This window comes from Corynebacterium sp. HMSC06D04, from assembly GCF_001807315.1.
Lineage (GTDB): Bacteria > Actinomycetota > Actinomycetes > Mycobacteriales > Mycobacteriaceae > Corynebacterium > Corynebacterium simulans.
This window is the reverse complement of sequence record NZ_KV788534.1, coordinates 18,375-35,126: the sequence shown is the minus strand read 5'-3', so window position 1 is coordinate 35,126 and position 16,752 is coordinate 18,375. Positions and strand designations below refer to the sequence as shown.

Sequence of the window (16,752 nt, the reverse complement as noted above, 5' to 3'; positions counted from 1 at the left end):
CAGAAACCTGGTGATTCAGGCACGCTAAATACACGCAGAGGTACACACGCCGTGGACTGTCTTCAGTTTCCTTAATATGGGCTGCCTACGCGGTATTCTGCTCTAGCCATGCGTTGATGCCGCCGCGCAGGGAGTAGACCTGCGTGTAGCCGCGCTCGCGCAGTGGGGCGACGGCTTGGGCGGAGCGGCTGTCTGGGCGGAAGCCCGCAAATGGTGAGGAGGGATGGGTATATCCAGGCTACTCACGTCACACTGGTTGCTTTGAGGAACAAGAGTTGCGGGGCGACCTCACCATTTGGATGCAAAGGGCGCTAAGCCGCCGTAAATGGTGAGGTCGGCGGCTTAGAAGCGTTCCTGGCCGCGTTCGCGGATCTTTTCATAAAAATCCGGCTTGGAGTCGCCGTAGCGGGAACGGCTGCGACGCGAAGGCGTCGTGTCTGCACGCGGGGTGGATTCCGCGGCGGCCGCGGGCTCCGTGGTTTCCTTTACGGAATCCGTGGAAGGGCTTGCAGTGGGGGCAGAGTCTGCAGCAGAGCCAGGGCCTGCAGTGGGGGCAGAAGCGCCCTCTGCGCTGGTGGCAGCCCGTAATGCCGCTTCTTCCTCGAGGGCCCGGCGGCGTTCGCGGATTTCGGACCACACGAAGTAGCCCAAGCCCAGCGGCGCCATGATGCCGAAGGCAATCCACTGGTAGCCATAAGACAAGTGGTTACCGCGGTCGAGCTGCGGGACCTCCAAGGCGGTCAGCTCACCGGGTTGCTCAGGCGAGAGCTGGATGTAGTCGTGGCCCAACTTTGTATCGGTAAGCGAGGCCACCTCTTCGGTGTGAATTGAGTAGACCTGCTCGTAGCCTTCTTGATCAATCGGCGCAGAGGCGTGCTTCGGCTCGTCCGCGCGAATCATTCCGACAATTGTGGTCTCTCCGGCAGGAGCCTTAGGAATCGAGGGCACGGTGTTTCCCTCACCAGCGGCAATCCAGCCGCGGTTGACCAGCATGGTCAGGCCAGAGTCCGTGCGGAAGGGTACCAATGACTGGTATACCGCACCCGAAGAAACCGGACGCAGGCGCAGTAGCACTTCCTCATCAGCCAAGTAGCGTCCGTGGAGGGTAGCGCGGGACCATTCATCATCTGCGATGGCACCCTCAGAATCAACGACCTCAGAAAGCGGGCGTGGGTCCGCCTCATAAGCCTGGGCGATTAGGTGATTACGTTCCACAATTCGGTCATCTTTGCCTAGCTGCCAGGGCGCTAGCACCGTGAAAGCAAAGTAGGAAAAGGTCACCACGAAGATGAGCAGCAGAACCCATCCCGGCTTGAGGAACGTCTTTAACATGCCCTTATCCTAGACCCGCTGCTCGCGAATCCAATCCAGCAGGCCAGGCACGGCTGCTTCGATTTCCTTGCGCGTTCGCGCGAAGTCCTCCTCCGTGCCGTAGTAAGGATCCTCCACGTCGAGCTCCTCGGCATTCGGGTCGAAGCTGCGCATCAAACGAACGCGCTCCGGGTCGATACCTCGCTCGATGAGGGCGTCGCGGTGGCCGGAATCCATCGCGATAAAAAGATCCGCATCCATGTGCTCAGGGCCGAGTTTCGCCGCGCGGTGGGTTGCGCCGTCGTGGCCGCCGCTGCGCAGCTCCGCGATGGCGCGCGGGTCCGCGCCCTGGCCCACATGCCAGCCGCCCAATCCGCAGGAAGAGGTACGGGCGACGAGATCTAGCATGTCGGTCTCCATGGCATCGCGAACGATGATTTCCGCCATGGGGGAGCGGCAAATATTGCCCGTGCAGACGAACACGAGGTGCAATGCGGAGGGGTTGTCCTCAGAAGTCATGGGGGTTTAGACCTCTTATAAGCAAATAGAGCGATTTCTGAACGAAAGCTAGGATAGTGCAGCAGCGCGCAGAGAGCGAAAACATAGCGAATAATGCATTAAGGAGCCTTAAGTCATGGCGCAGACAACCGTTGGCGATATTCGCCGCGTCCTCGAGGAAGCCTACCCGCCGCACCTGGCCGAAAAGTGGGATGCCGTGGGCCTTATCTGCGGTGATCCGGAAGACGAGGTGGGAAAGGTGGCCTTCGCCCTCGACTGCACCCAGCAGGTTGCAGAAAAGGCAGTGGAGATGGGCGCGCAGATGCTAGTTGTGCACCACCCTTTGCTCCTGCGCGGGGTGACTTCCGTGGCAGCGGATACGCCAAAGGGCAAGGTCATCCATACCTTGCTCAAGGGCGGCGTCGCCTTGTTCGCAGCACACACTAATGCGGATAAGGCCCGCCCTGGCGTTAACGATAAGCTCGCTGAGCTGGTGGGCATCGAGCCGGGACGCCCGATTATCCCGCACGCGCTTTCCGACGCCGAGGTCAGCGAGACCAGCCTCGGCCTCGGGCGCATCGGCGAGCTGCCCGAGCCAATGACTCTGCGCGAATTTACGCAGCAGGTCGCAAACGCGCTTCCGGAGACGGCCTGGGGAATTCGCGCGGCGGGTGACCCAGATGGCGTCGTCAAGCGCGTGGCGGTCTCGAGTGGCTCCGGTGATTCCTTCCTGGATGCCGCTCGTGAGCTGGGCGTGGATGTGTATGTGACCTCGGATCTGCGCCACCACCCCGTGGACGAGCACCTGCGTGCAGGCGGACCTGCCGTGGTTGATACTGCCCACTGGGCCAGCGAATTTCCATGGACTACGCAGGCGCGCGATATCGTGGAAAAGGCTTACAAGGTGGATACTGAAATCATCGAGCTGCGCACCGACCCGTGGACATTGTCCGTCCACGGAAAATAATCGCCTCGGGAAGACCTGCCATAAGGAGAACTAAATGAAACTGTCGAAGCAACTGCAGTCTGTCCTGCTGGAACTTGCCAACCTCGAGCGTTCCCAGGGTGTTACGGGAGAAAAGACCATTCCGGAGCAGCAGGAGTACGAAAAGGCGCAGCTTGAGCACAAGCGGCTTGTCGACGCCGCCGGTTCCGCCCAGCTCGCCGTTGACGACATGGAGATGGAAATCCTGCGTATCCAGGCCGATGAGCGCAAGCTGCGCCAGCGCGAGCGCGACGATAAGGCTCAGTTGGGCGCCGAGGTTGACCCGGAGCGTCGTAAAGACTTGGAGCATGACTTGTATGCGGCAAAGTCTCGCATCGCGGATTTGATGAGCGAGCTGCAGGAAGCTCACAACGAGATTCATGCGCTGCGCTCGAACCGCGACGTGCACGGTGCGCGTGTGGATGAGTCCCAGCGCAAGTTGGAAAAGCTTGCGCGTGCTGCGGAGGCGGCGCAGGAAGCAGTGGATAACCGCCCGGATCCGGTAGTCCGCATTGCGGAGCTGCGCGAGCAGCTGCCTGCCGACGTCCTGGAAAGCTACGATTCCGTGCGCCACGAAAACGGTGTCGGTGCGGCGGCCTTCAAGGGTCGCGCATGTGGTGGCTGCTTCATCGTGCTGCCGCCGGCAGAGCAGAATGCGGTGCGTAACGCCCCCGCCGAGGTCCTGCCGCAGTGCGGCGATTGCGGCTCCTACCTGGTGCGCCCGGCCTAATGAAGCTGGTTATTTATGCCGATGGCGGTTCCCGCGGCAACCCGGGAATCGCGGGTTCCGGCACCGCTGTCTATTCCGCCGACCGCCAGCAGCTGCTGCGCGAAATCGCATATGTAGTAGGTACGAAGTCCACCAATAACGTGGCCGAGTACCACGGCTTGCTGCGTGGGCTCGAGGCCGCGGTGGAGCTAGGCGCCGACGAAGTTGATTTCTTCATGGACTCTAAGCTCGTGGTCGAGCAGATGAACGGGCGCTGGAAGATCAAGCACCCAGACATGCAGGCCCTAGCGTTGGAGGCACGCAAACTCATCGACCAAATCGGCACGTTCAACCTGAGCTGGGTGCCGCGTGCCAAGAACAAGGTCGCGGATGCGTTGTCGAACGTGGCGATGGATGCCGCCGCCGCGGGCGAGCCGGTGGGTTTTGTCGGCGATACTGAGCAGGCGGATCAGGCTCCTGCGGTGCAGGAGACCGCCAGTGTGGAACTGGGAGAGCCGGCCGCTGCGAGCCAGCCCAGCGATTGGATGGCCGAGCAAGGCCCGGTCACGCGTTTCATCCTGGTTCGCCACGGACAAACCGCGATGTCGGTGGCCAAGCAGTACTCAGGCCATGCCGATCCAGAGCTGACCGAGTTCGGCCGCAAGCAGGCACTCGCAGCTGCCCAGGCGCTGGCCGATACGCCAGTCGATGCCATCGTCTGCTCACCGCTCAAGCGCTGCCAGCAGACCGCACAGGCGATTGCGCGCAGCGTGCGCCCGGCCGGAGCTGATAAAGATGCTCTTGAGGTGGAAACCGTAGAGGGCTTAATCGAGGTCGACTTTGGGCTGTGGGAAGGCAAGACCTTCGCCGAGGCTCACGCTGCCGATGGCGAGCTGCACGGCCAGTGGTTAGAGGATGCCTCCGTGGCCTGCCCCGGCGGCGAGTCCTTGCAGCAGGTTCACCGCCGCGTGCGCAAGACCCGCCAGGAGTTGCAGGAAAAGTATGCGGGCAAGACCGTCGTGGTGGTCTCGCATGTCAATCCGATCAAGTCCTTTATCAGGCAGAGCTTGGACGCAGGTCCGGTGACTTTTAATCGCCTCTTTTTGGACTTGGCGTCGATAAGCATTGCGGAATTCTGGGACGGCGGCTCGATGCTGCGCGGTTTCAACGATGTGGGCCATTTGCAGTCACTGGGCTAGACTGTAACGCGCGAATGAGCCGACCGGGTGAACGCGTCCTTTCCGAACCAACCTCCATGAGGGGTAAGGCGGGGGACGAGGAAAGTCCGGACTCCACAGAGCACAGTGGTTGCTAACGGCAACCCGGGGCGACCCGCGGGCAAGTGCAACAGAAAGTAGACCGCCGAACGACTTCGCTACGCCTCGTCGTACGAAGATCCGTGAGGTAAGGGTGAAACGGTGAGTTAAGAGCTCACCAGCACCGTCAGTGATGGCGGTGGCTGGGTAAACCCCACTGGGAGCAAGGCATCATGGCCGGCATTTTTTGCGGGCTTGATCAGGCGTTCGAAGGCTGCTCGCTTTAGCCTGAAGGTAGCTGCTTGAACCAACTGGCAACGGTTGGTCTAGATGGATGTTCACCGCCGCACGCTTGATGCGTGTGGGAAGACAGAATCCGGCTTATAGGCCGACTCATTCGCCCATTTTTCTGGAACAATGGGGCGGCATGAAGCTCTATGCCGCCCCATTAGATTTCCGCTCCGTCGCCGCTGAATTCGGTGTGCCCACCGATTTTAGTGAGGAACTGTGTGCGGCGGCCGCGGCCGCGCAGGATCGTTTCGTCACCTCGCGCCGCGATGCGCGTGAAATCCCGCTGGTTACCATCGACCCATTGGGCTCCAAAGACTTGGACCAAGCCGTGTGCATTGAGGCGCGCGTGGAGGGCTACCGGGTGTATTACGCTATTGCCGACGTCGCGGCTTTTATCGAGCCCGGCAGCGCCCTGGAGGAGGAGACCTTCCGCCGCGGGCAGACCATCTATCTGCCCGATGAACCAGCGCGTTTGCATCCCGCGGTGTTGTCGGAGGACAAGGCCTCCTTGCTGGAGGGCGTGGACCGCCCGGCCGTGTTGTGGACCATCGACCTCGATGGGGCGGGCGAGGTCCTGGACTTTACCTTGGAGCGGGCATTGGTGCGCTCGAGGGCGCGGCTGGACTATGAAAGCGTGCATGCGGATCTGGCGGCGGGCAGCATGCATTCCTCGATTGCCTTGTTGCCGCAAGTAGGAAAGCTGCGGCAGGCTTCCTCGCTGCGCCGGGAAGCAATTAATCTGCGGCTTCCTTCCCAGAGCGTCGAGGAATTCGAGGAAGATTGCCAACACCGCTATGAACTGGTCATTGAGCCACGGTACGAGGTCATGGACTATAATTCGGAGATTTCCCTGCTGACCGGGATGTGCGCGGGGCAGCTGATGGAAAAGCACGGCGTGGGGTTGCTACGCACGCTGCCTGCGGCCACGGTGGAAGCTGAGGAGGAGTTCCGCACTGAGGTTGCGGCCTTGGGCTATTCGCTTGACGACGTCTCGATTACTCAGTTCCTGCAAACGCTCGATGCGGATTCGCCGCGGGGCATGGCCGCAATGCGGGAAGCGCAGCGCCTGCTGCGCGGTGCCGGTTACGTCTGGCTGGAGGAATCGCCCGCGGAGGTACACGCGGGCATCGGCGGCTACTACGCGCATGTGACTGCGCCGCTGCGGCGGTTGGCGGATCGATTCGCCACGGAGGTTTGCCTCGCGCTCGCACACGGCGAATCTGTGCCGGAATGGATTAGTTCGCGCGCCGGGGACTTAACTCGCACGATGGCCACGACCTCGCAGCTGGCCTCCCAAGTGGATAAAGCCTGTCTGAACCTGACAGAGGCAACCGTTCTCGAGCCATGGGTGGGAACGAACTTTGAAGCGATCGTGGTCCAGGGTGGGCCAACGCGTGAGAAAGCCCGCATCTTTGTGACGCAACCTCCGGTATTTGCGGAGGCTGTCGGGCACCCAGATACGGGCAGTGAGTCTAACTTCTCTCTGGTCAAAGCTGACGTGGCAGAGCGCGACGTGCTTTTTGCGTGGCCTGCTGACTAGTTGTGGTTAGTTCGCTGCTGTGGCTAGAAGGTATTAGCTTGCTCGCCGTCGAGCAGTGGAACCACCAGCAGTCCGTCCTCGGCGAGGTCCGCTGCGAAGTTATCGGCCTTGGCCGCAGGCACGAAAGCGATGACGGACTGGGAAGTACCAGCGTGTGCTGAACGCGCAGAGCGTGCGCCGCGCACCGTGGCTAGCTCGGCAATCTTTTCCGCGGAGTGCAGGCCATAAACCGTGGTTAGTGCTTGCTGCGACTGGTTAAGCAGCGGGAAGAGATCGGTGCCGCGGCGCGAACGCAGGGCGCGGGCGAGCTCTTGGGCGCGCTCGGTTTCTTCCGAATAGAACACCAACCACTCGGCGGCTTCGGCCAAGGTGGGCTGGTTGGCCGAGCCATGTACCTTGTGAACTGCCTTCAGCCAATCCAGCACGCGCTGGGATGCGTCGGGCAAAAGCCGCAACGACTCAGCGCCGAAAGCATGGCAGGCATCATCGATGAAACGCTCACGCTGGCGAATCGCGGCGATGCCTGGTGTGGCATCGAAATCGCCGGGGACGGTAACAGCAAACGCAGCAATCTCGCGGGTAACTGGGTGGGGCGCCTGGGTGACGGAGCCATCCGCGTAGTCCACGATTGTTACTGTCTCGCCCACGCCTCGGAGCGCGGCAGTGTGGCGGGCACGCAGGGCGGGGTATTCGCCGAAGGTGCCGACCGACTGGGAGCAGACATCGGCGATGCGTGCGCGCAGGGGAGCGGAGTGAAGCTCTTCGGCATCGCCGAGCAACGCTAACGCTACAGCGACATCTCCCGCGGCAAGCGCACCAAGACCGGCTGCGAAAGGAATATCGCTAACCACCGTAATGTCCATGCCGGCGGTTTCACGAGAAAGCAGCTGGCGGTTAATCATGGTGTGTGCGATGCCGCCCCAACGGGCTGCGAAGCCACCGACCGGAGCCGACGGGATGATGGGCTGGCCCTCAGAATCTATTGACGGCAGCTGCTCTGCGGCACGGGATGCCAGTTCGGTGAAACTGATGGCGTCGTTGATGGTCTCGCCCTCGTGCGGAACAAGGTGAACCGCAATGGTGCCGTCGGTACGTGGGCTAACCGCTGCGGCAACACGCATCTGCGCCAAGCCCATTATGGCGACGCCACCAAAGTGGTCAATGTGATCGCCAATGAGCGAGAAAGTCGCGGGCGCACTAGCGCAGTGTGCCGGTTCCGTGCCTACTAGTTCGAGGTGGGCAGCGTGGATTCGCTCCGCTGCGGGGGAAGAAGGCGTGGACCACATCGGCATGGTGCGAGGAACTCCTTGGTGCTGCTTGGGGACTTTGGACTTTCATAGTCTAGCGTTTACGCGCCAGACGCCTATTGGGATGTGCCTGTAAAGTGGTGGCACCCCTTAAACGCCCTAGTGTGGCCGCCGACCACCGCTACCCGCAACATGGGGTGCGGACAGTAACAGCAGAAGGGCTAGTTAAGAAAAGGAGCCTTTTATGAGCAACCCAGACGAGCAGTGGTACTACGACACCGCCACCGGCAAGGTAACCCAGGGCGCTGAAAGCGGTTGGGATAACCGCATGGGCCCGTACGCCACCCGCGAGGAAGCAGAGCACGCTATCGAGATTGCGAAGGCTCGCAACGAAGCCGCTGATGCTTACGACGCGGAAGATGACGCTTAAGACTCGATCTTATTTCTTGAGCTTCTTGCTCAGCGGCTTGAACGCGGACTTGATGGCCTTGAAGGATTCGGCATAATCGTCGAGTGCATCGAGGCCAATATTGCGTTCACGCTGGTAAAGCAGACCGTAACCAAAAGTGTCTTCACCGCGGCGGCGAGCGGTGTTGGCCAGCTCTAGGAGCTTGTCACGGGAAGTGACGGAGTCCTGGAAATCACCCAAGACCGACTGCATCTGCTTGCAAGCCTTGTACAGGCCCTTGGTCTTTAGGTTCGTCGCAGAACCGGCAGCCTCTGCTGCATAACGCAGCTTCTTAGCGGCCTTGCGCATGTCGTGGAAGTAATCCTCACGCTCGTGCAGCGATAGTTCTGGGTTATCCCAGTTCTTGATTGCCTTCTCATGACGCTTGACCAGCTTCTTGTACGCCTCGTTGAGGTGCATCGCCATGACCTGGTCCATGGACGGAGCTTCCTGCTTCTTGGCGGCAGCGTCCTTCTTTTTCTTCGGCGCGGTGTCCGTAGCCTCCGCTTCTTGGGCGGTCTCTTCCGAAACCGAGGCCTCAGCAGCGTCCGCGGCTTCTGCGGCTGGGGTAACGGTGGAAACTACTGCGGCGTCTTCGGTCTCTTCGGCATCATCTGCAGGCGCTTCCTCGGAGTCCTGTGCTACTGGTGGGTTGGCTAGTAGCTCATCAAGCGAATCCAGCAGCTCCAAGTAGCGCTCCGAATCGAGTGCGGCAACCACGTGGCGGTGAGCGCGGCGGTATGCGGTGCCCATGTCGCGTGAGATGTGCTCGCGCGTTGCCTCGTCCAATGTGTCGGAATCTTCGGAGGCAAGCAAGCTCTGCCAGCGTTCTTCAACAACCTCAGCGTCGCGTGCTACGCCTAGGATGCCGGCGAGAAGCTTTAGCTCAGATTCGATGCGCTCGATTTCCGGGCCAACGACAATGCCGTGGAAGGTTTGAATGTGGCTGCGCAGCTCGCGGGTAGCCACGCGCATCTGGTGGACAGAATCCCATTCGTTGCGACGGACGCGGGGGTCGTAGTCGACGAGCTTGTCACGGTTCGCCTTCAGCGCACTGACCACCGCGGCGGCAGCGGAATCCGGTTCCACGCTCGAAGTCTGCAGTGCTGGAGGAAGGGGCGCGTTGCGGATGGAATCGCCCAAAGCGGACTTCAGCTTGGACGGGGAGGAGGAAACGCGTGCGCCGGCGCCGATGAGGAGGGACGTGGCTTCGCGGATGAAGCGGCTTCCTTCATTGGTGCCTGGTAGGTCGCCGGCGAGCTCCACTTCCCACTCACGCCAGGTATGCTGACCGCCTCCTTGCAGGAAGGAGAAAGCGGTGACGTGGTCATCGCAGAATTCAGCAACCGGTTTTCCCTCGGCGTTAGCAAGAACCATCTCAGTACGGTTGTTATCAACCTGGGCGATGGGGGCAAGCGGGTGATTGCGGATAACGGAGCGAACCTCGTGGAGAAGCTCTGCTGGGACCTCGTAACGGCCATCTACTGGCTCGCCGAGCTCGGCATGAATCTCCGTTCGGCCTTGGCTGCCCGGAATCTTAATGTGCCAGCCATCATCATTTCCGCCCGTACGACGACGCAACGTGATCTTTGCATGGGTCAGACGCAGGTCTTCGGTGTCGTAGTAGATGGCAGAAAGTGCGTGGTGGTGGGTTTCAGCGATGTGGTCCACGCCAGCGAGCCGGGTGAGCTCAGGCAATTGGATGGATTCGGCGACTGCGAACTTTGCTTCGACTTCGAGGAAAGTCTTCGTAGACATGCACACACCTTTAATCAATACGTATTTAAGGAAAGAAGAGTTACTAAACGAAAGCCTACCCGTCAGCGTAGGTTAATGGGGCAGGCTTTCCAGACGTTAACTGGCGATCTGCCGCTGGCTGCTTGAGCCTATGGAATCGCCTGCAAGATGCGATTTTTCAGCCGCACTTGCACCATCGTGTACCCCGGCCCAACTACTGGCAGAAAGCGTCATTGCGGAAAGGTGAGGGAACAAGCGGTTGCGGGCTTCCTCGGAACCAACCTGGCGCTCATACAGCGCCGGGATTGCCTGCCGGGCAAGGCTGCGGCCATCGGCCTCATTGCCGGTTTCTGCCGTACGGGCATCTGCTGCTTCAGACATTCCGGTGAAGTTAGCTTCATCGAGCAACTCCGAGATGCGGGCGGCATAGGACAACCAGAAACTACGGCGGTAGGCGGCGGTCTCGCCGCGGCTGCGCGCCTGGGCCGCACCGTCTCCGGAGCGCATGTACCAGTCGCATTGGCGGCTCAAGGAATCGAAGAGCTGGGCCACATGCGCGGAATCTTCCGCCGTGCCAACAACGCAGGCGATGCCCTTTTCGTGCGCGAGGATTGAGGCGCAACCATTGTGATAGGCCACAACGCCCAGCAAACTCGCTTGGTGCTTTACATACGGGGCGTGGATATGCACGCGCCGAGCAAGGAAATCTGGAGCGTGCCCAGCAAACACATCTTCCACACGGTAGCGCTGTTGCAGGGACTGCGCCTTGGCAATGAGCGCATTCGCTTCATTCTCAAAGGGAGTGGATTCCGCCTTGCGCAGGAGGTTGTTTATCTTCTCGCGAATCTTCGCTTGCTTCGGATCAATATCCGCTTGGCGGTCCTTCGCGGCCGCGACCAAAAGCTCAGTATCACGCAGCTTAGGCAGTCGTAACAGCTCCAGGCTTAGCTTGCGAAGTGTTTCCTCCGGGAGAATCAGCGAGCCCGAACGTGGTGGCGCTAATTGCAGCCATTGCTTGCGCAGTACCGGCGAAGAAATGCGCGCCGGGACGCGTGGTGCGGCGCGATAGAGCAGGGGATGGACCTTAGGACCTAGAACGTGGAGGATATCGGCCGGTGCCCAGCCTTTCTCGGCGGCCCAGACAGCGTTGATGAGAGCTTCGTTGTGGAGAGCGCGGTGGGAGTGGTCAGTGTCTTGGTACATGGTCTTCCTTTCGGCTGTGTTCGAATGTGTGTTCAGCAAAGCATGTCGCCCAGACATCCCTTCCTCGCATCGCCCCCACCTTTTGCCCCCGAGATACTTTGCTGAAATGGTCAAACGCCGCCCAAAGTAGTGTCTAATAGAGTGCGCAATTTACGCGTGTATCGCAGGTAAGGTTTAGAGCATGAACAGCCAACATGAATTCGTCCTCCGCACAGTCGAAGAACGCGATATTCGCTTCATCCGCCTGTGGTTCACCGACATCTTGGGCGCACTCAAGTCCGTTGTCATGAGCCCCTCCGAGCTGGAATCGGCATTCGAGGAGGGCGTGGGTTTCGACGGTTCATCTATCGAAGGCTTTTCCCGCATCTCCGAGTCGGATACTCTCGCCCTGCCGGATCCTTCGACCTTTCAGATCATGCCTTTCGACCAGGATGAGCCGGAGATTGCTTCGGCGCGCATGTTCTGCGATATTGCCCAACCAGACGGCCAGCCTTCCATGGTGGATCCGCGCCATATCCTGCGCCGCCAGGTCACCGAAAGTGCCAACGAGGGCTTTACCTGCATGGCTGCACCAGAAATCGAGTTCTACCTGCTGGAGCAATCGCCGGATAATACAAATCTCATCGCGACGGACAATGGCGGTTACTTCGACCAAGCCACCCATGACCGCGCGCCGAGCTTCCGCCGTCGCTCCATGTCGGCGCTAGAGGCCTTGAGTATTGCCACGGAATTTAGCCACCATGAGACCGCGCCGGGCCAGCAGGAAATCGATCTGCGCCATGCCGACGTGATGACCATGGCCGATAACATCATGACCTTCCGCCACGTCATAAAACAGGTGGCTGCTGACCAAAAAGTCCAGGCCACGTTCATGCCGAAGCCTTTTGAACACTTGCCAGGTTCTGGCATGCACACCCACTTGAGCCTGTTTGAAGGAGAGCACAATGCTTTCCACGATCCCGACGATGAATTTTCCTTGTCCCAAACCGCCAAGCAGTTCATTGCGGGCATTTTGGAGCACTCCGTTGAGTTGACTGCTGTGACCAACCAATGGACCAATTCCTATAAGCGCTTGATGTTCGGCAACGAGGCGCCGGGCTCAGCAACCTGGGGCGTTTCGAATCGTTCTGCGCTCGTCCGCGTGCCTACCTACCGTCTGGGCAAGGCGGAGTCGCGTCGCGTGGAGATCCGTTCGCTGGATTCTGCGATGAACCCATACTTGGGTTATGCCGTCTTGCTGGCAGCAGGCCTGCGTGGCATCAAGGAAGGCTACGAGTTGGGCGATCCCGCAGAGGACGATGTCCATCAGCTCACTCGCCGCGAGCGCCGCGCTATGGGCTACCGCGACCTGCCCGTCAGCTTGGACCAGGCCCTGCGTGAGTTTGAAAAGTCGGAGTTTATGGCGGAAGTCCTAGGCGAGCATGTCTTCGAGTATTTCTTGCGTGCCAAGTGGGATGAATGGCACTCCTATCAGCAGCAAATCACCAGCTTTGAGCTCAACCTCAACTACTAGTTAGGCACTTTAAAGGATTTTGATGCGCCCTATTGCAGTTCCCTCGCCGGCCACCCTAGGCCTTACTCGAGCGACGGCAGCTAAAGATCTTGAACAACTGGGCTGGGATAATCCCGAGTCGCTAGAGCTTTTGTGGACGCTCGCAGCTTCGGGTGATCCGGACCTTGCGCTGAACACGCTAATCCGCATGTATGAGGCTGTTCCCGAGCTCGATGGGCAGCTGCGTAGCAGCGAGGAATTGCGCGTGCGCACCTTAGCTTTGCTCGGGGCGTCGACAGCATTTGGTGATCACTTGGCTGCTAATCCCGAGCTGTGGCGGGAGCTGGCCAAGCCCTTGCCCACGCCAACTGAGATGCTGCAGGAGATTCTTGGCGCAGTGGGCGCTCAACCTGCGGATTTTACCGAGGACGCGCAAGAGGAACGCCCCGATACAGCCACGCCGGATTTGAACACGGCCGGCACCTACCGAGCCGCCGCAGGGGACCACAAGGCGGTGCTTAAGTCCACCTATCGCACGCTCATGATGCGCATCGCCGCTCATGATCTTGCGGGTACGTTTTTCTCCCGCAAGGGGCAGTCTGCGCCGCAGCCGCGCTTGGAGTTCCAGGTTGTCACGCGGCTTTTGACTGCGCTTGCCGACGCCGCCCTTACTGCCGCGCTCGCCGTCGCCATCCGCAACGTCTACGGCGACGACCCCGTCGACGCGAAACTGGCAGTCATGGCGATGGGCAAGTGCGGAGCTGGCGAGCTGAATTACATTTCCGACGTCGATGTCATCTTCTTATCCGACGTCGTTACGCCGAAGATTACGCGGGTGGCCTCCGAGTTTAATCGAATCGGCTCGGCCTCCTTCTTCGAAGTCGATGCCAACCTGCGCCCCGAGGGAAAGTCCGGCGCGCTGGTGCGCACCTTGGAATCCCACGTTGCTTATTACAAGCGGTGGGCAGAGACTTGGGAGTTTCAGGCTCAGCTCAAAGCACGTCCACAGACCGGCTACTTGCCGCTCGGCGAGGATTACCTGGCCCAGATCGGTCCTATGGTGTGGACCGCATCCCAGCGTGATTCGTTTGTGGAAGATGTCCAAGCCATGCGCCGCCGCGTGCTGGATAATGTGCCAAAAGAGTTGCGGCAACGCGAGCTGAAACTGGGAGAGGGCGGGCTGCGCGACGTCGAGTTTGCGGTGCAGCTGCTTCAGCTGGTGCACGGCCGCTCCGATGAGACCCTGCGCGTTCTTTCTACGGTGGATGCGCTCACCGCCCTGGTCAGCGCTGGATACGTGGGGCGTGAAGATGGCACGCAGTTGATCGAGGCCTATGAGTTTCTCCGCTTGCTAGAACACCGTCTGCAGCTTGAGCGCTTCCGCCGCACTCACGTCTTGCCTCCCGCCGATGATAAGCAGGCCCTTAAATGGCTTGCCATCATCTCCGGGTTCACCCCGCAGGGCAATAAGTCCGCCGCCGAGCGCTTGGACCAGTACCTGAAGACCACGCGCTTGCGAATTCAGGATCTCCACTCCCGCCTGTTCTACCGGCCGCTGCTTAATTCGGTGGTCTCCATGTCCGCCGACGAGCTCAAGCTTTCTCCGGAGGCGGCAAAGCTGCAGCTGGCAGCACTTGGCTATGTCTATCCCGACCGCGCCTTTGAGCACCTGACCTCCTTGGCTGCGGGCACGTCGCGAAAAGCTAGGATTCAAGCCATCTTGCTGCCTACGCTCATGGGTTGGCTTTCCTCGACCGCAGACCCAGATATGGGCCTGCTTAACTATCGCAAGCTCTCTGAGGCCGCGTATGACCGGCAATGGTTCCTGCGCATGCTGCGCGACGAAGGCATCGTGGGGCAGCGTCTAATGAGCATCTTGGGCACCTCGCCCTTTGCTTCGGACCTCATCATTAGCGCTCCCGACGTCGTCAAGCAGCTCTCCGACGGCGCTTCGGGCCCGAAGCTGCTGGAAACCAAGCCCGAGCAGGTATCGAAGGCGTTGGTTAATTCCACCAAGCGTCATGCAGACCCCGACAAGGCGGTGGCGGTGGCCCGTAGCTTGCGCCGCGTGGAATTAGCGCGCATTGCCGCGGCGGACTTGCTCGGATTTATGTCAGTGCAGCAGGTGTGTTACGAACTATCCACGATTTGGGATGCCGTGCTGGAGGCAGCGCTGCGCGCGGAGATTCGTGCTTGGCTTGGCGACGCCGCGCAAGAGGAACCGCCCGCACGCATCGCCGTCATCGGTATGGGGCGCCTGGGCGGAATGGAGCTGGGCTTTGGCTCTGACGCCGACGTCATCGTGGTGGCCGAACCTAGCGAGGGTACAGACGAGACGGAAGCGGTCAAGTGGGCAATCGGGATCGTCGATAAGCTGCGGCGTCGGCTTTCTAAACCTTCCGGCGATCCGCCGCTCGACGTTGACCTGGGGCTGCGCCCAGAAGGCCGTTCCGGTGCCGTAGTGCGCACGATTGCCTCTTATGAGCGTTATTACCGCGAGTGGGGCGAGGCCTGGGAGATGCAGGCGCTGCTGCGTGCGGCCTTCGTCGCTGGCGATCGCAGCGTGGGGGAGAAGTTCCTAGCTATGGTCGATGGTTTCCGCTATCCCGATGATGGCGTTAGCGAAAAGACCTTGCGCGCGATTCGTCGTATGAAAGCTCGCGTGGATAACGAGCGTCTGCCGCGCGGTGCTGATCGCAACACCCATACCAAGCTGGGGCGCGGCGGGTTGTCCGACATCGAGTGGACCGTACAGCTTTTGACCATGATGCATGCCCATGATTACCCGGACCTCCACGATCCTTCGACGTTGCGCGTGCTGGACGCGGTGGAAAAACACGAGCTGATTCCGCCGGAGAAGGTTCAGGTGCTGCGGGATGCCTGGCTGCTGGCAACCGACGCCCGCAATGCCTTGGTGCTCGTGCGCGGCAAGCGCGTGGATCAGCTGCCGACGCCGGGACCACAGTTGGCCCAGGTGGCCGGTGCTGCCGGCTGGGCACCGGAGGACAACCAGGAATTCCTGGATACCTATCTCAAGACCACGCGGCATGCCCGCAAGGTGGTCGACGAGGTCTTCTGGGGTGAGGCGGAGACCTTCGAGCACGAAAATGCCTAGGCTGGGAAGGCAGAGAATGAAAACTGTCCCAGCATTGAGCTTAAAGAATTGAGAAAGCCATGTCTTTGAATTTGTCGCTTGATATCACCACCGCCACCTTGGCTGACTTGGAGGCCTTCCTAGCCGCCGCTCGGGCAGCCGGGGCCACAGGCAGCGACGCGCTAGAGCTGGAAGACGCGCAGCTTCGCGTAAGCATCACGAAGCCGAGGCCAGAAGAAAATATTCACGCCCCGGCAGATGAACCAGCCACCACACAACCAACGCAGCCGCAGGCTCCGCGTCATTCCCAGCAGCCGCGCAGCGCGTGGGAGCGCACCTTGGGCGATAATGCACTTCGCTCTGTCATCGATATTCTTTCTGAGCGTCTCGACCCACCACGTGGCGGCAGCTCATTTGGTAACTTCGGCCCAAGTATTTAGAACCGCTCTTAGCCAGGATTAGACTTCAAAACTGTGTACCGCAATAAGATCGTCGCCGTGTGGGCGATTGTGGCCGTGTTGGCTATCCTCGCACTGGGCATTGGCGTGTTTGCCACCACTCGAGATAATCCACCGGCTGGTGCGCAGACCGTGGCAGAGGCCATCGGTGGCGGTGTGCTGCAAAATGACAATTCGGCAGCGCCGTCGAATATCGATGAAGAGCGCATGTACTCGCTGGCTGAAGCGCTTGGCATTCCCCCCGAGTCGATGCCGCGCGACATGCTCGAATCCGCGAATCGCTCCGAGTCCCGCGGAACCATGATCCAGGTTTTGCGCAAAGCAATCGAGCAAGGCGTCCTCAATGATGAGGAGGCCGCCGTTATCCTCAAGGCCTTTGATCTGGGCCTGGTCAACCCGGCCGTCGATACCATCGTCGCGGAAAGTTCCCCAGCGCAGTAATCACAGGAACACACAGGTGCCGTGCAGGCTCACGCGAAGCAT

General features: G+C 60.4%; 14 protein-coding genes and 1 other RNA gene. 10 read left to right on the top strand and 5 right to left on the bottom strand.

Annotated features, from left to right (window positions below; genetic code table 11):
• Positions 1-342 precede the first annotated feature (342 nt).
• Positions 343-1,332: an SURF1 family cytochrome oxidase biogenesis protein gene (locus HMPREF3155_RS04135; RefSeq protein ID WP_070432646.1), complete on the bottom strand. Its 990-nt coding sequence runs from the start codon at positions 1,330-1,332 to the stop codon at positions 343-345.
• A gap of 9 nt (positions 1,333-1,341) precedes the next feature.
• A complete protein-coding gene (locus HMPREF3155_RS04130) occupies positions 1,342-1,830 on the bottom strand; it encodes a low molecular weight protein-tyrosine-phosphatase (protein ID WP_062038091.1) in 489 nt (162 codons plus the stop codon).
• Between the two features lie 115 nt (positions 1,831-1,945).
• On the opposite strand from HMPREF3155_RS04130, the gene HMPREF3155_RS04125 reads away from it, so the two are divergent.
• The 5 genes from HMPREF3155_RS04125 (at position 1,946) to HMPREF3155_RS04105 (ending at position 6,590) form a co-directional block, all read left to right on the top strand.
• Positions 1,946-2,776, top strand: a complete 831-nt coding sequence (locus tag HMPREF3155_RS04125) for a Nif3-like dinuclear metal center hexameric protein (RefSeq protein ID WP_062038094.1) — start codon at positions 1,946-1,948, stop codon at positions 2,774-2,776.
• A 34-nt stretch (positions 2,777-2,810) separates the two neighbouring features.
• Positions 2,811-3,524: a zinc ribbon domain-containing protein gene (locus HMPREF3155_RS04120; RefSeq protein ID WP_062038097.1), complete on the top strand. Its 714-nt coding sequence runs from the start codon at positions 2,811-2,813 to the stop codon at positions 3,522-3,524.
• Complete coding sequence (locus tag HMPREF3155_RS04115) at positions 3,524-4,702, top strand: bifunctional RNase H/acid phosphatase (protein WP_062038100.1); 1,179 nt, start codon at positions 3,524-3,526, stop codon at positions 4,700-4,702. Before HMPREF3155_RS04120 ends, HMPREF3155_RS04115 begins: the two co-directional genes overlap by 1 nt.
• A gap of 15 nt (positions 4,703-4,717) precedes the next feature.
• Positions 4,718-5,159: RNase P RNA component class A (gene rnpB / locus HMPREF3155_RS04110), an RNA gene on the top strand.
• A 27-nt stretch (positions 5,160-5,186) separates the two neighbouring features.
• Complete coding sequence (locus HMPREF3155_RS04105; RefSeq protein WP_070432645.1) at positions 5,187-6,590, top strand: ribonuclease catalytic domain-containing protein; 1,404 nt, start codon at positions 5,187-5,189, stop codon at positions 6,588-6,590.
• 23 nt (positions 6,591-6,613) lie between these two features.
• Here the strand turns inward: HMPREF3155_RS04105 and HMPREF3155_RS04100 are convergent, their stop codons facing one another.
• Complete coding sequence (locus HMPREF3155_RS04100) at positions 6,614-7,882, bottom strand: galactokinase family protein (protein WP_062038106.1); 1,269 nt, start codon at positions 7,880-7,882, stop codon at positions 6,614-6,616.
• A gap of 199 nt (positions 7,883-8,081) precedes the next feature.
• On the opposite strand from HMPREF3155_RS04100, the gene HMPREF3155_RS04095 reads away from it, so the two are divergent.
• A complete protein-coding gene (locus HMPREF3155_RS04095; protein WP_061923761.1) occupies positions 8,082-8,267 on the top strand; it encodes a hypothetical protein in 186 nt (61 codons plus the stop codon).
• 9 nt (positions 8,268-8,276) lie between these two features.
• Here the strand turns inward: HMPREF3155_RS04095 and HMPREF3155_RS04090 are convergent, their stop codons facing one another.
• The gene (locus HMPREF3155_RS04090) at positions 8,277-10,043 is read right to left on the bottom strand and encodes a CYTH and CHAD domain-containing protein (protein ID WP_062038109.1); all 1,767 of its coding nucleotides are present in this window, start codon (positions 10,041-10,043) and stop codon (positions 8,277-8,279) included.
• Positions 10,044-10,139: 96 nt separating this feature from the next.
• Positions 10,140-11,225, bottom strand: coding sequence for a DUF2786 domain-containing protein (locus HMPREF3155_RS04085; RefSeq protein ID WP_061923755.1), 1,086 nt, complete (start codon positions 11,223-11,225; stop codon positions 10,140-10,142).
• A 181-nt stretch (positions 11,226-11,406) separates the two neighbouring features.
• Between HMPREF3155_RS04085 and HMPREF3155_RS04080 the strand changes: the two genes are divergently transcribed.
• The 4 genes from HMPREF3155_RS04080 to HMPREF3155_RS04065 are packed head-to-tail and all read left to right on the top strand — an operon-like array spanning position 11,407 to position 16,710.
• On the top strand, positions 11,407-12,738 hold the full coding sequence (locus HMPREF3155_RS04080) for a glutamine synthetase family protein (protein WP_061923753.1): 1,332 nt from the start codon (positions 11,407-11,409) through the stop codon (positions 12,736-12,738).
• Between the two features lie 22 nt (positions 12,739-12,760).
• Positions 12,761-15,832 (top strand): bifunctional [glutamine synthetase] adenylyltransferase/[glutamine synthetase]-adenylyl-L-tyrosine phosphorylase, encoded by a 3,072-nt coding sequence (locus HMPREF3155_RS04075; RefSeq protein ID WP_061923750.1) that lies wholly within the window; start codon positions 12,761-12,763, stop codon positions 15,830-15,832.
• A gap of 59 nt (positions 15,833-15,891) precedes the next feature.
• Positions 15,892-16,251: a hypothetical protein gene (locus tag HMPREF3155_RS04070; protein ID WP_061923747.1), complete on the top strand. Its 360-nt coding sequence runs from the start codon at positions 15,892-15,894 to the stop codon at positions 16,249-16,251.
• A gap of 33 nt (positions 16,252-16,284) precedes the next feature.
• Positions 16,285-16,710, top strand: a complete 426-nt coding sequence (locus HMPREF3155_RS04065; RefSeq protein ID WP_061923745.1) for a hypothetical protein — start codon at positions 16,285-16,287, stop codon at positions 16,708-16,710.
• Positions 16,711-16,752: the final 42 nt, after the last annotated feature.

Coding starts and splice junctions, on each gene's coding strand:
- HMPREF3155_RS04105 (WP_070432645.1), top strand. CDS start 5,187: ATGAAGCTCTATGCCGCCCCATTAGATTTCCGCTCCGTCGCCGCTGAA.
- HMPREF3155_RS04125 (WP_062038094.1), top strand. CDS start 1,946: ATGGCGCAGACAACCGTTGGCGATATTCGCCGCGTCCTCGAGGAAGCC.
- HMPREF3155_RS04115 (WP_062038100.1), top strand. CDS start 3,524: ATGAAGCTGGTTATTTATGCCGATGGCGGTTCCCGCGGCAACCCGGGA.
- HMPREF3155_RS04095 (WP_061923761.1), top strand. CDS start 8,082: ATGAGCAACCCAGACGAGCAGTGGTACTACGACACCGCCACCGGCAAG.
- HMPREF3155_RS04130 (WP_062038091.1), bottom strand. CDS start 1,830: ATGACTTCTGAGGACAACCCCTCCGCATTGCACCTCGTGTTCGTCTGC.
- HMPREF3155_RS04070 (WP_061923747.1), top strand. CDS start 15,892: ATGTCTTTGAATTTGTCGCTTGATATCACCACCGCCACCTTGGCTGAC.
- HMPREF3155_RS04100 (WP_062038106.1), bottom strand. CDS start 7,882: ATGCCGATGTGGTCCACGCCTTCTTCCCCCGCAGCGGAGCGAATCCAC.
- HMPREF3155_RS04120 (WP_062038097.1), top strand. CDS start 2,811: ATGAAACTGTCGAAGCAACTGCAGTCTGTCCTGCTGGAACTTGCCAAC.
- HMPREF3155_RS04085 (WP_061923755.1), bottom strand. CDS start 11,225: ATGTACCAAGACACTGACCACTCCCACCGCGCTCTCCACAACGAAGCT.
- HMPREF3155_RS04135 (WP_070432646.1), bottom strand. CDS start 1,332: ATGTTAAAGACGTTCCTCAAGCCGGGATGGGTTCTGCTGCTCATCTTC.
- HMPREF3155_RS04075 (WP_061923750.1), top strand. CDS start 12,761: ATGCGCCCTATTGCAGTTCCCTCGCCGGCCACCCTAGGCCTTACTCGA.
- HMPREF3155_RS04090 (WP_062038109.1), bottom strand. CDS start 10,043: ATGTCTACGAAGACTTTCCTCGAAGTCGAAGCAAAGTTCGCAGTCGCC.
- HMPREF3155_RS04080 (WP_061923753.1), top strand. CDS start 11,407: ATGAACAGCCAACATGAATTCGTCCTCCGCACAGTCGAAGAACGCGAT.